Genomic DNA, 14100 nt, shown 5'->3' on the forward strand with positions numbered 1-14100 from the left:
CACTTTGAAGAGGGGGACATAATCGTTCCTCCTCTTATTATGCAAAACATTCGTTTTGCAGGTATTAGCACCGTTTCAAACATTTCGTTTGAAGGTTGCCGGGTTTCACAGGGCCTTTCCCTCCACCGCTCTCAATAAGAGTTGTCTTTATTATTTTATTTATGTAGCTAAAAGGAAATGCGTTCCCCTTTTAACAATGTTTGTTAATTTTTTAATAAATTTAGCATGCACAAAAGTAAAAGTCAATGATACTTGCGGAAAAATAAAAATTATTTAAAATAAACTTGCAATTCAATTATCTTTTGTTGTAAAGTTAAAAACATAATAAAAATTTCATACGAACATTCTTATCTAGAGAGGTAGAGGGACTGGCCCTATGACGCCTCAGCAACCATTAACAGTTTGTTAATAAGGTGCTAATTCCAGCAAATTGTGAAAGATTTGACAGATGAGAAGAAGACTCTATTCAAACCGAAAGCCTTCTTCTTAGAAGGCTTTTTTTATTTTATATTCACTTAATGTTTCAATTTAAAAAGGAGGAATTTTCACATGTCAACAATCGAAACGAAACTAGCACAAATCGGAAATCGCAGTGAAACTACAACAGGAACGGTTAATCCACCGGTTTATTTCTCAACCGCTTATCGTCACGAAGGAATTGGTAAATCTACTGGCTTTGACTATTCACGAACTGGCAATCCAACTCGCGGTCTTTTAGAACAGGCGATCGCAGACTTAGAATATGGCGAACAAGGTTATGCCTGTAGTTCAGGGATGGCGGCTGTTCTCCTCGTCCTTTCTCTATTCCACTCTGGAGACGAACTTATTGTATCTGAAGATTTATACGGAGGAACGTATCGATTATTTTCTGAGCACGAAAAAAAGTGGAATGTTCGATGTAGATACGTAAATACACAATCTATTAAACAAATTGAGCAAGCTATCACAACTGAAACGAAGGCTATTTTCATAGAAACTCCAACTAATCCATTAATGCAAGTTACTGATATTGCTGCTGTCGCAACTGTAGCGAAAAGGCACGGACTACTTCTTATTGTAGACAACACATTCTACACACCTTATATACAGCAACCATTAACAGAAGGTGCTGACATTGTACTCCATAGCGCAACGAAATATTTAGGGGGACATAACGATGTACTAAGCGGACTTGTCGTTGCAAAAGGAATGGAACTTTGCGAGGAAATCGCTCATTATCATAATGCATCAGGCGCGGTTTTAAGCCCATTTGACTCATGGTTATTAATTCGCGGTATGAAAACGTTAGCGCTTCGCATGAGACAACATGAAGAAAATGCGAAAGCAGTTGTTGCATATTTAAATGATGAAAACGGGGTGACAGATGTATTTTATCCAGGAAGAGGCGGCATGATTTCATTCCGCCTTAAAGATGAAGCTTGGATTAATCCATTCTTACAATCTTTATCCTTAATTACATTTGCAGAAAGTCTTGGTGGTGTAGAAAGTTTAATGACTTATCCAGCAACGCAAACACATGCTGATATTCCTGAAGATATTAGAACAGCAAACGGTGTATGCAATCGTCTTCTTCGATTCTCCGTTGGCATTGAAAATAGTAACGATTTAATTCAAGACTTAAAGCAAGCCATTAAACTCGTAAAAGAAGGTGTAAAAATATGAGCTATTCTATAGATACACTCTTACTACACAACCAATATAAACATGACTCACAAACGGGCGCTGTGAACGTTCCCATTTATAACACATCAACTTTTCACCAGTTTGATGTAGATACGTTCGGAAAATATGACTATAGCAGGTCAGGAAATCCAACTCGTGAAGCTCTTGAAGATATCATTGCTTTATTAGAAGGTGGAACAAAGGGATTCGCCTTTGCATCAGGCATTGCAGCGATTTCCACTGCATTCCTCCTTCTTTCACAAGGTGATCACGTACTCATTTCAGAAGATGTATACGGAGGCACTTACAGAGTGATAACTGAGGTACTCTCCCGTTACGGTGTTTCACATACATTTGTTGATATGACCAATTTAGAAGAAATAAAACAAAACATTAAACCAAATACAAAGCTCTTTTATGTAGAAACACCTTCTAACCCACTTTTAAAAGTGACAGATATCCGCGAAGTTTCTAAACTTGCAAAATCTATTGGCGCTCTTACTTTTGTTGATAATACTTTTTTGACACCACTATTCCAGAAACCACTTGAACTTGGAGCTGATGTCGTTCTTCATAGTGCTACAAAATTTATTGCTGGTCATAGTGATGTTACTGCCGGATTAGCAGTAGTAAAAGATGCAGAACTCGCTCAAAAGCTTGGATTTTTACAAAATGCATTCGGTGCTATTTTAGGGCCTCAAGATTGTTCTCTCGTACTTCGTGGCCTAAAAACATTGCATGTACGCCTCGAGCATTCAGCTAAAAATGCCAATAAAATTGCACATTATTTACAAGAGCACACTAAAGTACAAAATGTCTATTATCCTGGATTACAAACGCATCTCGGATTTGATATTCAACAATCTCAAGCAACATCAGCTGGAGCGGTCTTATCGTTTACTTTGCAGTCAGAAGATGCACTCCGCCAATTTTTGTCAAAAGTAAAATTACCCGTTTTTGCAGTTAGTTTAGGAGCGGTAGAGTCAATTCTTTCTTACCCAGCAAAAATGTCACATGCAGCACTGTCGCAAGAAGCTCGTGATGAAAGAGGGATCTCTAATTCATTACTTCGGTTATCAGTTGGCCTTGAAAATGTTGACGATTTAATATCCGATTTTGAAAATGCCCTTTCTTATGTAGAAGAACCTGTAAATGTATAGAATGAATAGAAGATATGAAATTAAGTTTTCATATCTTTTTTTATGCTGTCTACCACACTCGTTTTAGTGCTTTTCTGTCTATATAGTTCATTAAAAAATAAAATTTTTATCTATTTCCAAGTAATGGATTAATTGATATATTAAGAAATAAAAAGGAGCAAAAATAATGGATACTTGTACAGATATTTTAATCGTTATCGATTTACAAAATGGAGTATGTTATAGCGGAGAGCATTTATTTGATTTACAGAACTTACTAACAAAAGTAAATCAAAGAATTTCTTCATACAGAAAATTAAATAAACCAATCCTTTTTGTTCAATATTGTGATGATGATTTAGTACCCGAGAAAGAAAATTGGGCTATTCATACCGATCTAGATGTTCAAGAACAAGATTTTTTTGTAAGAAAAACACATGCAAATTCATTTTATAAAACAAACTTAAAAGAAATTTTAGATCAATTATCTGTAAAGCGCATTGAATTTTGTGGTGCCCAAACAGAGTACTGTATGGATGCTACGATTAAGTTTGCCCACGGACTGGGATACGAAAACTTTATGGCACAGAAAACAACCTCTACGTTGAAGAATCCTTTTATGTCCGCAAAAGAGACGATTGATTTTTACGAGAACATATGGAATCACAGGTTTTTAACGTTGCTAAAAGATGAATTTTAGAATAAATGACTAATGACTTGATTATCCTAAGATTTATCAGCTGTAATCAAATATTTCGTTATCATCATAAAGAAGCGAATTACATTCAGCTTCTTTTCTTTTAAACTGTTTTATATTCTATATATATCATTACAATTCCTTTGTCATATTATTTTAAAAATTTTGTATATTCATTTGAAAGAATAAGAAAATCATGATAAAATTGTGTTACAAATATATCTATATCTTTCAATTTTTAAAACGCATCGAAATTTTCACCCAAAAATTTTATTTTACAAAAACGTGCTAATTTACCTATTTTATTTACATCAGGGTCTCTTTTCTTACAATTTCTTTACTTTAGGACTTTTTTTCTGCAACAACTATTTTCTTTTCTTTAAATTTTTGGTATGTATAGTATGGTATAATAGCTCACACGGAGGTGGAAAAGAACATGTTAGAAACCTTTCAAAAAGAATTAGAACTATATGAAAGTAATGCAGAATTATTAAAAGTACTAGCTCATCCTGTTCGTTTATGTATCGTAAAAGGATTAATTGAGCGCGGTCCAAGCAACGTTTCTACAATGTATACTGGCTTAAACATGCCACAATCTACAATTTCACAGCATTTAGCAAAATTAAAAAGCGCTAAAATCGTTTCTAGTGAAAGAAAAGGATTAGAAATTTATTACAAAGTAGAGAACGAAACAATAATTCAACTCGTTCGCGTATTATTAGGTTAGGGACTAATAATCGAAGAAAAAGAACGTATTCTATATTTTTCATCTCATATCTTTAATATAAATATATATCATGAGAGGAAATATATAATACTACATAAGTCGTATTAAAAAACAAGACACAGTATATACTGTGTCTTGTTTTTTTATATTGTTACATACTGCTCCAAATGCAAATGTTGCATATCTTTTGTATGTATAACAACATCAAACGCACTCCCTACTCCTCCATTCAAAATCATAGAACGAACTGCTCGATTTTTTTTTTGCGTTTCAGAAAAAGGATTCGTATCTTGATGGCTCGTAAGCTGTTCTAATATTCCTGCAGCTAACAAGAACTCAGATTGTTTCTTATGCCATACTGCACTCATTCCCTGCAGACTAAACATCTCAGTTAGCTCGTCCCAATGAATATGAGTAGTAAGATCCATTTCACCTGGATACGCTAGTGGGTTTCGTATTAGCTTATGCTGATAATACCCTCGCAAACTTCCTTCACGGTGTGCTGGATGCATCCATTCTTCTTTTGTGTATCCGTAATCAACTGTAATACATATACCTTTTTGAAACCATTTCGCAATTTCTTTTATATACTCCTCCATCACAATTGGTACTTCAAAACGTTGCCCTTCAGCAATATGAATATTATATTTCAATAAATATCGACCAATTCTTTTATCTAACGGCCTACATACTTCTGAAAGGTTTCCTTCCTCTGTATATGTAATACGTACTTCATACAACATACCATTTCTTTTCTCAATTATTTCAACAGGAAATGCATCAAACAACTCATTCGAAAAAAGAATTCCCTCGAAAGAATCTCCCATTTCACTATAGGAGGTATAGTACGATACATTAGAAAATGAGCCAAGTTGCTCCTGCTGTAATTTCCTATGAAAAGGGCTCACTTCAATCATTGAATAGTTTAAATCAATAAAGGTTTTTGGAGATAATTGCTTCCATTCTTGTAAAACATCATAGGCAAACTTTCCAGTTCCCCCACCAACCTCACAAATATTCGAAGCAACTTCACCATTTTCAACAAGACGAATAAAAAGTTTAGCAAAAGTTTTTGCAAAAACAGAGGATACATTGCTACTTGTAAAAAAATCCCCTTTTCTTCCAATCTTTTCACGTTCTTTCATATAATATCCATGACCTTCTGTATACAATACAAGGTTCATATACGTACTATATGAAATTGAATAATCCTTTTCTTTCCCCATCCATTCTCTTAAAATGAGCTCCATTCCCATAATGACTCCTTATTGTAAAAACGGATTATTTTCTTTTTCAAAGCCAATGCTTGTTTCTGGACCATGTCCACATAACACCGCTGTTTCATCTGGTAATACAAATAATTTCTCTTCAATACTTCCAATTAATTCAGCAAAACTTCCACCAGGCAAATCTGTTCTTCCAATGCTCATTTGGAACAATACATCTCCTGAGAATACAGCATTCGCCTCTTTACTATAATAAGAAATACTTCCTGGAGAATGTCCCGGCGTCTCAAAAATTTCAAAATTAAATGATCCAATTGTTAATGTACCTTCTGCATCAATAATATGATCCGCTGGTTTTGCTGTAATACTGCGGTTCATCATAAAAATTTGAGAGCCGTTTACAGTTGCATCTCCTAACCAATCTGCTTCTTCTTTATGTACGTATACAGGAATATAAAAAGCGTCTCTTACCGCATCAACAGCACCGATATGATCAAAGTGAGCATGTGTTAATAAAACCGCCAATGGTTTTAATTGTTCTTCTTGTAAATATGTAACGAGCTTTTCACCTTCATGACCAGGGTCAAAGATAATGCACTCTTTTTGATCGTTCATTAAAATATAAGCATTGGTTTGCAATGGGCCTAACGGCATTTGTATCCATTTCATATGAAATCTCCTCCAGTTATTAAACTTACTTTTAATGATACAACATTTCTTTCTCTGAGGAAAAGAAAGGATGCTATCTCGACAATCATTTTTAAAACATGTACAATATAAAAGAGTAAATATTCCAAAAACTCATAATAAGAAATGGGTAGACAGAGGAGGATATTGTATGGGCCTTGTTATTATTTTTACACTTGTCACTCTGTTAGCTGTATTTGCTACGCTTAGAACACTTCGTGAAAAAAACTTTTTCGCGAGCGGCTTTGCAATTGCAACTGTACTCGTTTTCGGATGGTTTACGATCATGACTGTTCTATATAACGGGTATCCACCAGCAGCTTAATTCGTTTACACTTTATTCTTCATCGAGATTTCACACAAAAAGAGGAAGGGTTCCCCCTTCCTCTTTTCATATTTCACATCTTATATCATCTTCGCTTCGTATTTGTGCTTTTTTACAAGCCAAGCTCCTCCGATAACACCTGCATCATTACCAAGTGTTGCAATAGCTAACTTCGTGCTCTTTACAGCACGTGAGAAAGCGTATTGCTCGAAATAGCGTTGAATTGGTTCTAATAGCGCATCTCCAGCTTTAGACACGCCTCCACCAATAACAATTTTCTCTGGGTTCAACGTACTAGAAAGGTTCGCTACAGCTAATCCTAAATAAGAAGCTACTTTTTCTACTACTTCGCCTGCTAATTCATCACCTTGTCCAAGTGCTTCAAAGACATCTTTTGATGTAATACGTCCTTCTTCAGCTAACATAGAACGCAACATGCTTTCTTTATTAGTCTCTTGTATTTTTTGCATAGCAACACGTACAATACCTGTTGCAGATGCTACTGTTTCTAAGCAACCAGACTTCCCGCAATTACATGGGAAAGCATTTTCTGTAACTACTGTAATATGTCCAATCTCACCAGCAGCACCACTCACGCCGTGTACAATCTCACCATTGGCGATTACACCACCACCAACGCCCGTACCAAGTGTCATGCAGATTAAATCTTTTGCACCTTCACCAGCACCTTTCCACATTTCACCAAGCGCTGCTAAGTTTGCATCATTATCAATAACAACAGGTAATCCTGTTTCTACTTCTAATAAATCTTTTAGCGGATAGTTTTTCCACCCTAAATTAACCGCTTCATAAATCATTCCAGATGCCACATGTACAGGGCCAGGAGCTCCCATACCAATACCAATTAACTTGCTCTTCAATTCGCCTAATTCTTCTAGCTTTTTATCAATTGCTTTCGCAACATCAAGTGTAATATGTTTTCCTTGCTCACCTGTATTCGTAGGGATTTCCCACTTATGTAAAATTTCACCGTATACATTAATAAATGCTAATTTAATCGTTGTACCACCAAGGTCAACACCAACTAACCATTTCTCTTCCATGTTGCTTACCTACCTTTATCTAATTCTTATTTAGCTCTTTTTGAATTTCTTGCTTCAATAAAAATAAAGCTGTTTGATAGTCTTGTGGATCGATTAGCTGTGATTGATTTAATTCACGCAATTCATCTTGCATTAATTGTAAATCTGCAATTCGATCTCCCGTATAAATAATCGTACCAAATTTCTTTAGCAATTGCTGAATATCATAAATAGATACCATTTCATCACCCTCTATGCTCGCTTACTATAAAAAATTATAATAAGAAAACGTTCACATATTTTATTATAATCAAGAAGAAAAAGTCTCGTCAATTTTTATTTGTCTAGACAAGCTCATTTATGAGCATTGTTCCTTTTTCTGTAATAATTTTTTCTATATTTTTATCAAATGGCTCTACCGGAATGTGTTTTACCATTTGAAAACCATACGCTAATGATAGCGTTTTCCCTTTATAATGCACGAGATAACGATCATAATAGCCACCGCCGTACCCAATTCGCTCTCCTCGTTCTGTATAAGCTACGCCCGGCACAATTTGAAGATCAATTCCATCCACATTCACTTCTTCCGTAAGCCCGGGAATCGGTTCGCGTAAATTCATATACACCGTTTCTAATTGATCAAAATTATTAATTTGCCGGAAGGACATCGTTCTTGTTCCTTTATTACACTTAGGAACTACAACTTTCTTTCCTTCTTCCCAAGCTTTTTCAATAATAGGATATGTATTCACTTCATTTTCCATTGAAAGAGTAATTCCAATTGTTTTAGCTTCAATCCACTCTTTTTGCGCATACAGCAAAAATGCAATCTGTTCTGATAAAGTTGTATACTGTTCTTCTGATAAAGAATTCATGTGTTCTATTATTTGTTTACGCAAACGCACTTTCTCTTCTTTCACACATTTCCCCCCTACAGTGACACTTTTCTCTATGATGATAGTGTATCACTTTTAACATAGGAATCGAATAAAAAAAGAAACAGTAGGAAAATATTCCTACTGCTTACTTTGTTTCACGGTGTAACGTAGACTTCTTGTCACGCTTGCAATACTTTTTAAGCTCGATACGCTCAGCGTTGTTACGTTTATTTTTCTTTGAGATATAGTTACGATCTCCGCATTCTGTACATGCTAGAGTAATATTCACACGCATTCTTATTTCCCTCCAGTACTAATAACTTAAATCAGACTATACTATAATACCACTTTTAAAATAAAAATTCTACACCTTTTGATATTGTCTAATTTTTTCTATAAGATTTTTCATGTTTTCCCTTGCTATTACTGGGTTTCTAGCATGTGAATACACTAAAAATTTTGGTTGTTTTGTGTCAGAAACGATATAAGACCACTCTTTTTCAGTATATTTGAACTGTACTCCTTCAAATATACCTTCTCCCTTCCTTTCTATATCATCCAATAATTTCCTCATAATTTCCCCTTTTTCATTCCATGAACATACCACTTCATCATAAAGTAAATAGAGCGGCGGTGATTGCTCTACTATGCTGAGAAACGTTTTTCCTTGCAATGCTATTAGCTCGAATAATTTTCCAATTCGATATAAAATATCTCGCTTCCACCTTACTTGAAACGACTTTCTTTCATCCTGCGTATAAAATAGAAGATAACATTCTCCTAACTTCAAAGACATCGGGTAAATATTTCCTGTCGATTCGAGTAAGAAATCCGGAATATCTACCTCTTCCAAATCTGTACCCTGGTAAATATTACTATGTTTATCGTATAACTCGAAATGATTTCCTTGCTCAGAAAACATAAGAGCCATATTCGCTTTACTTGATTTCATCAAAGCTTTCACATGATCTTTTTGTTCGCTTGCATAAATCCATGTAACTGTACAACCAAGTCTTTGCAGAAAGAGCATAAGTAAATGTTGCAACGTATCATTTCTCTTATTAATAAGAAGATGAAACTTCTGCATCTGTATTTTCTCGATATCAATATGCTCCAATATAACTTCTATATACTCATTCATAGAAACATGAACCAGCTCATTACGCCCCATTTCTTTCTCATGTACGTAATAAAACAATTCGGACATATATACTTGTTCTATCTCTTTTTGCTGCTTATACGTTAACGGCATGCCAGCTTGACTGTATAACTTTATAACAATCTCATTCTCATTCTCCACTTGAATGAAAACACCACCTGCACATTGCAAATGATGAACACTATATTGAAAAAGTGACTCGTTCATTTCTTTACATTCCATCGTATGAATCCCTATACCATGAATAGCATGTAAAAATAAATTTTTATAAGAGGTTGTTTCTATATTTTCTTGACTTCCAATTAATATACTCTCTCCTTTTGTAAAAAGAGATCCATACGCCATCGCAATCTTCACGATAAACTGGGGAGTAATTTCAACATTCCCTCTTCCTACAATGCGGCTTTTTTGTAACCAACCTGCACTCATTTCACTCTCTTGAATACCAGCTGCTCCTACTATCGAATGACTATCAATGGCCTTATAAGGCCATAGTTTTCCTTTTTGCTTAATTACCGTGCTTCTCCCAATATGACAGTGATCCGCTACAACGCTTTTTTGAAACAGTGTAACGTCATCTTCAACTATTGTACGCTCTCCTATTGTCGTTTCTAATAGTTCACAATACTTCCCAATGTGGGCATTTGCAAAAACAATACTTTTTTGAAGATGAGAATAATTTGAAACGATACTATTTTTCCCAATAATAGAATATGGCTCAATTACAGCTCCTGTACCAATCTTTGCTCCTTCTCCAATAAAAGAGGGGCCATGAATTTTCGTCCCTTTGCCAATCGTCACCCCTTCTCCCATCCATACCATCGGTAATACTTCCGTATAAGGAATAGGTACTTGTAACTTTTTCGTTAACAAATCAAATTGTGCTTGTCGATATTGATTAAATGTGCCGATATCTAACCAATAACCTTCTGACAAATATGCGAATAACACATTTTTATTTGCCAATAACGGAAACACATCATGACTAAAATCAAAAAATTGCCTAGGCGGTATGTAAGAAAAGATTTCTGGCTCCATAATATATATGCCTGTATTCACAACATTAGAGACTACCTCATTCCAGCCCGGCTTTTCTATATATCGTGTAACCTCCTGGTCTTTATTCATTACAACCAATCCAAATGAGAGTGGATTTTCTACTTCTTTCACAAACATTGTTACTATTCTTTTCTTTTGTTCATGAAACCTAATTCCTTCTGATAATTGAAAGTCAGTTAATGCATCCCCACTTATCACAACAAATGTTTCATCTAAAAATTGTTCTGCTTGTTTAATACTCCCTGCTGTACCAAGCGGAGGAGAGTCTTCAAAATAATACAAGTTAACTCCCCATTTACTACCATCACCAAAATATTGCTTAATGGTCGTACTCATATATTGAACAGTAATTGCAATTTCACGAATACCATGCTGGCGTAATAACTCAATATTGTATTCTAAAACTGGTTTTTCTAATAACGGTAACATCGGCTTTGGAGTATTACATGTTAATGGTCTAAGGCGTCTTCCTTTTCCTCCAGCTAAAATAACCCCCTTCATATACTTCAGCCTCCACTTATATAATGTTCAGTAGCTCCATATACCATATGTATATTCTCTATCCCACATGAACTAGCAGCATAAACTTGATTAGTTAAACGAATCCTCATTTAAAAGACCCTATAATTAAATGTCCCACCTATAAAAACGTACGGTTCAAACTCAAAGAAAGCGCTTACTATTAATTGATAAATAATACTTATTAACGAACAACATATATACTAATTTTCCCATTACATTATGATACATCTTATCATCATAAACTAAAGGAAACAACGAGCTTTTTTTGTCATGTTTTGACTAAAAAAAGCAGGTGATTTCTCGTCACCCGCTTTAATTCCTACTCATTCAATAAATAATGCTTTCCTTTTACTAAATAAAAGACATTTTCAGCAATATTTGTAATATGATCTGCTACACGCTCAATATATCTCGCCACAAATGATAATTGTGTAATTTGCGTAATTGCTTCTGGTTGTTCCGGAACTGAAGATATAAACTCACGAATTGATTTTCCATATATTTCATCAACAGAATCATCCATTTCAGCGATTTGTTTCGCAAAAGTTAAATTTTCTTGTTCATATGCTTCTAACGCTAAATGCAACATCTCATTTGCAATCGCAAACATTTCATCCAGGTTGTGCAAACTAACAGCCACTTCTTTTTCCCCAAGACGAATTGTAGCCTTTGCAATATTAACAGCATGATCTGCAATACGCTCTAAATCTGTCGCTGTTTTAATTGAAATAAAGATCCTTCTTAAGTCACTTGCTACAGGTTGCTGCTTCGTAATAAGCATAAGTGCAAGATCGTTTATTTCCTCTTCTAAATTATCCATGCGGTAATCACCATCAATGACCTCTAACGCTTTCTCTACATCCCTTGTATGCAGACCTTCCATAGCAATCAATAAAGCCGCATTTGCTAATTCTCCAAGCTCGATTACCTTTTGCTGTAACACTTTTAAATCACCTTGAAACTGTTCTCTTACCATTTTTTCTTCCCCCTCAATATTATGTGCCATTATATATAAAGTGAAACTTTAATCAACCCTCATCAATCGGGCTTTTACAGGCGGCCCGCCATCTAACTTCTTTGCTTTTGTGGAATTTTGAAATCCGGTCTTACTGCCCGCAAATAGCGGGATAAATCTCCTACATAGCCTCTTACACTTGTAATAAAACTTAAAATAAAGGAAGTATTACTTCCCTATTAAAGTGAGATAAAAATAAGAAATGCCCTCTGTTAAGAGGGCATTTTCTCTTAGCTTTGCGACGATATCAGCCAAAGCGACCTGTAATATAATCTTCTGTACGCTTATCTGAAGGAGTCGTAAATAATTTGTTTGTATCTGTATACTCCACAACTTCCCCGCTTAAGAAGAAAGCAGTTTTGTCTGAAATACGCGCTGCTTGTTGCATATTATGCGTTACGATAACAATACTAAAGTCTTTCTTTAACTCTTGAATTAATTCTTCTACTTTTAATGTTGAAATTGGATCTAATGCCGATGTTGGCTCATCCATTAAAATAACGTCTGGCTCAATAGCTAAGCAGCGTGCGATGCATAGACGCTGTTGCTGTCCACCAGATAAACCGTATGCATTATCGTGCAAACGATCTTTTAATTCATCCCAAATCGCTGCTCCACGTAAACTTTTTTCAACAATTTCATCTAATGTCTTTTTGTCACGAATACCATGGATTTTTGGACCGTATGCTACATTCTCATAAATAGATTTTGGAAATGGATTTGGCTTTTGGAACACCATTCCTACATGTGTTCTTAATTCTTCAACTGGATATGATTTATCAAATATATTGCGTTCTCTATATTCAATTACACCTGTAGTTCGAACGATCGGTACTAACTCTACCATGCGATTTAACGTTTTTAAGTACGTTGATTTACCACAGCCACTTGGACCGATAATGGCTGTAACTTCATTCTCATGAATACTTAAATTAATATCTTTTAAAGCATGGTCTTCCCCGTACCATAAATTTAAGTTTTTCGTATCAAATACTACTTTCTTTGGCGCAGTCTCGATTTTCTCTTCGTTTTTCACCTGTACATTTACTACTGTTGCTACCATTTGAATTCCCCTTTCATCCACTTCCAACTTATTTTCGATTTCGTAACCATAAAACAAATATATTGATAAATAGCAACAAACCTAACAAAACAATCATCCCAGCTGCTGCTACATACTGAAATTCTTCTTGTGGCCTACTCATCCAATTAAAAATTTGAATTGGTAAAACTGTAAATCTATCAAACATACTAAATGGAACATAATTCGCAAACGCAAGTGCCCCGATCACTAATAGTGGTGCTGCTTCTCCAATTGCTCTTGATATCGCTAACGTACAGCCCGTTATAATCCCCGGGAAAGCATATGGCAATACAATTTGATACATCGTTTGCCACTTCGTAGCACCTAATCCGTAAGAACCCTCTAATAATACACTTGGTACTGATCGGATTGCTTCTTGACTCGCCACAACAACTGTTGGTAAGACGAGTAAACTCATCGTCAGTGCTGCTGCAACTATACTCTCTCCTAAATGAAGAGCATATACAAAAATAGTTAAACCAAGCAATCCAAATACAACGGATGGTACTCCTGCTAACGTTTGATTATTAATCTCTACTATTTTTTTAAATAGAGATTCCTTCGCATATTGCTCTAAATAAAGAGCTGTTCCAACTCCAAATATAAAAGAAACAGGTATAACAATACTCATAAATAATATTGTCCCTGACAAAGCTGCAGCAATACCAGCTTCTTTCGGATTACGTGAAGCGAAATTTGTAAAGAAATCTATTGAAAGATAACTTATGCCTTTTTCAACAATTTGAAACAGTAACACAGACAAAATTACGATTGAAAATAAAATTGCTATATAAAATAACAATTTGTAAATTCGATCTTTTAAAAAGCGTGATGCCATGTTTTTTTGTATTTTATTATGATTCAACATTCGCAT

General features: G+C 35.0%; 15 protein-coding genes and 2 riboswitches. Of the genes, 5 read left to right on the forward strand and 10 right to left on the reverse strand.

Going from position 1 to position 14100, the window contains the following annotated elements; translation table 11 throughout:
• Window positions 1-31: 31 nt before the first annotated feature.
• A riboswitch (SAM riboswitch) is annotated at window positions 32-141 on the reverse strand.
• A gap of 203 nt (window positions 142-344) precedes the next feature.
• A riboswitch (SAM riboswitch) is annotated at window positions 345-455 on the forward strand.
• Between the two features lie 94 nt (window positions 456-549).
• From metI to BCG9842_RS21215, 4 genes are all read left to right on the forward strand, one after another.
• Window positions 550-1662 (forward strand): cystathionine gamma-synthase/O-acetylhomoserine thiolyase, encoded by a 1113-nt coding sequence (gene metI, locus BCG9842_RS21200; RefSeq protein ID WP_000103880.1) that lies wholly within the window; start codon window positions 550-552, stop codon window positions 1660-1662.
• Window positions 1659-2822, forward strand: coding sequence for a cystathionine beta-lyase (metC, locus tag BCG9842_RS21205; protein WP_000122298.1), 1164 nt, complete (start codon window positions 1659-1661; stop codon window positions 2820-2822). The genes metI and metC overlap by 4 nt, the downstream gene beginning before the upstream one ends.
• Window positions 2823-2988: 166 nt before the next feature.
• Window positions 2989-3501 (forward strand): cysteine hydrolase family protein, encoded by a 513-nt coding sequence (locus BCG9842_RS21210; protein WP_000379187.1) that lies wholly within the window; start codon window positions 2989-2991, stop codon window positions 3499-3501.
• A gap of 433 nt (window positions 3502-3934) precedes the next feature.
• Window positions 3935-4225 carry an ArsR/SmtB family transcription factor gene (locus BCG9842_RS21215; protein ID WP_000894377.1) on the forward strand — a complete coding sequence of 97 codons (291 nt, stop codon included), beginning with the start codon at window positions 3935-3937 and terminating at the stop codon, window positions 4223-4225.
• 143 nt (window positions 4226-4368) lie between these two features.
• Here the strand turns inward: BCG9842_RS21215 and BCG9842_RS21220 are convergent, their stop codons facing one another.
• Complete coding sequence (locus BCG9842_RS21220) at window positions 4369-5481, reverse strand: class I SAM-dependent methyltransferase (protein ID WP_000525134.1); 1113 nt, start codon at window positions 5479-5481, stop codon at window positions 4369-4371.
• Window positions 5482-5490: 9 nt separating this feature from the next.
• Window positions 5491-6120, reverse strand: coding sequence for an MBL fold metallo-hydrolase (locus BCG9842_RS21225; protein ID WP_000871230.1), 630 nt, complete (start codon window positions 6118-6120; stop codon window positions 5491-5493).
• A gap of 169 nt (window positions 6121-6289) precedes the next feature.
• On the opposite strand from BCG9842_RS21225, the gene BCG9842_RS30370 reads away from it, so the two are divergent.
• Window positions 6290-6463 (forward strand): DUF2759 domain-containing protein, encoded by a 174-nt coding sequence (locus BCG9842_RS30370; RefSeq protein ID WP_000524852.1) that lies wholly within the window; start codon window positions 6290-6292, stop codon window positions 6461-6463.
• 80 nt (window positions 6464-6543) lie between these two features.
• Here the strand turns inward: BCG9842_RS30370 and glcK are convergent, their stop codons facing one another.
• The 8 genes from glcK to pstA all read right to left on the reverse strand — a co-directional run bounded on the left by glcK (window position 6544) and on the right by pstA (window position 14100).
• The gene (gene glcK, locus BCG9842_RS21235; RefSeq protein ID WP_000391701.1) at window positions 6544-7527 is read right to left on the reverse strand and encodes a glucokinase; all 984 of its coding nucleotides are present in this window, start codon (window positions 7525-7527) and stop codon (window positions 6544-6546) included.
• 19 nt (window positions 7528-7546) lie between these two features.
• A complete protein-coding gene (locus BCG9842_RS21240; protein WP_000253699.1) occupies window positions 7547-7747 on the reverse strand; it encodes a YqgQ family protein in 201 nt (66 codons plus the stop codon).
• Window positions 7748-7850: 103 nt separating this feature from the next.
• Window positions 7851-8429: a 5-formyltetrahydrofolate cyclo-ligase gene (locus BCG9842_RS21245; RefSeq protein WP_000656858.1), complete on the reverse strand. Its 579-nt coding sequence runs from the start codon at window positions 8427-8429 to the stop codon at window positions 7851-7853.
• Between the two features lie 103 nt (window positions 8430-8532).
• Window positions 8533-8682, reverse strand: a complete 150-nt coding sequence (gene rpmG, locus BCG9842_RS21250) for a 50S ribosomal protein L33 (protein WP_001265616.1) — start codon at window positions 8680-8682, stop codon at window positions 8533-8535.
• A gap of 69 nt (window positions 8683-8751) precedes the next feature.
• The gene (locus tag BCG9842_RS21255; protein ID WP_000679330.1) at window positions 8752-11106 is read right to left on the reverse strand and encodes a sugar phosphate nucleotidyltransferase; all 2355 of its coding nucleotides are present in this window, start codon (window positions 11104-11106) and stop codon (window positions 8752-8754) included.
• Between the two features lie 340 nt (window positions 11107-11446).
• The gene (gene phoU / locus BCG9842_RS21260) at window positions 11447-12103 is read right to left on the reverse strand and encodes a phosphate signaling complex protein PhoU (protein ID WP_000251245.1); all 657 of its coding nucleotides are present in this window, start codon (window positions 12101-12103) and stop codon (window positions 11447-11449) included.
• Window positions 12104-12389: 286 nt separating this feature from the next.
• Window positions 12390-13205, reverse strand: coding sequence for a phosphate ABC transporter ATP-binding protein (gene pstB / locus BCG9842_RS21265; protein WP_000226681.1), 816 nt, complete (start codon window positions 13203-13205; stop codon window positions 12390-12392).
• 28 nt (window positions 13206-13233) lie between these two features.
• Complete coding sequence (pstA, locus tag BCG9842_RS21270) at window positions 13234-14100, reverse strand: phosphate ABC transporter permease PstA (protein WP_001242568.1); 867 nt, start codon at window positions 14098-14100, stop codon at window positions 13234-13236.

Source organism: Bacillus cereus G9842, assembly GCF_000021305.1.
GTDB lineage: Bacteria > Bacillota > Bacilli > Bacillales > Bacillaceae_G > Bacillus_A > Bacillus_A thuringiensis_S.

Coding starts and splice junctions, on each gene's coding strand:
- phoU (WP_000251245.1), bottom strand. CDS start 12,103: ATGGTAAGAGAACAGTTTCAAGGTGATTTAAAAGTGTTACAGCAAAAG.
- BCG9842_RS21215 (WP_000894377.1), top strand. CDS start 3,935: ATGTTAGAAACCTTTCAAAAAGAATTAGAACTATATGAAAGTAATGCA.
- BCG9842_RS21220 (WP_000525134.1), bottom strand. CDS start 5,481: ATGGGAATGGAGCTCATTTTAAGAGAATGGATGGGGAAAGAAAAGGAT.
- BCG9842_RS21225 (WP_000871230.1), bottom strand. CDS start 6,120: ATGAAATGGATACAAATGCCGTTAGGCCCATTGCAAACCAATGCTTAT.
- pstB (WP_000226681.1), bottom strand. CDS start 13,205: ATGGTAGCAACAGTAGTAAATGTACAGGTGAAAAACGAAGAGAAAATC.
- metI (WP_000103880.1), top strand. CDS start 550: ATGTCAACAATCGAAACGAAACTAGCACAAATCGGAAATCGCAGTGAA.
- BCG9842_RS21255 (WP_000679330.1), bottom strand. CDS start 11,106: ATGAAGGGGGTTATTTTAGCTGGAGGAAAAGGAAGACGCCTTAGACCA.
- rpmG (WP_001265616.1), bottom strand. CDS start 8,682: ATGCGTGTGAATATTACTCTAGCATGTACAGAATGCGGAGATCGTAAC.
- metC (WP_000122298.1), top strand. CDS start 1,659: ATGAGCTATTCTATAGATACACTCTTACTACACAACCAATATAAACAT.
- BCG9842_RS30370 (WP_000524852.1), top strand. CDS start 6,290: ATGGGCCTTGTTATTATTTTTACACTTGTCACTCTGTTAGCTGTATTT.
- BCG9842_RS21240 (WP_000253699.1), bottom strand. CDS start 7,747: ATGGTATCTATTTATGATATTCAGCAATTGCTAAAGAAATTTGGTACG.
- glcK (WP_000391701.1), bottom strand. CDS start 7,527: ATGGAAGAGAAATGGTTAGTTGGTGTTGACCTTGGTGGTACAACGATT.
- BCG9842_RS21210 (WP_000379187.1), top strand. CDS start 2,989: ATGGATACTTGTACAGATATTTTAATCGTTATCGATTTACAAAATGGA.
- pstA (WP_001242568.1), bottom strand. CDS start 14,100: ATGCGAATGTTGAATCATAATAAAATACAAAAAAACATGGCATCACGC.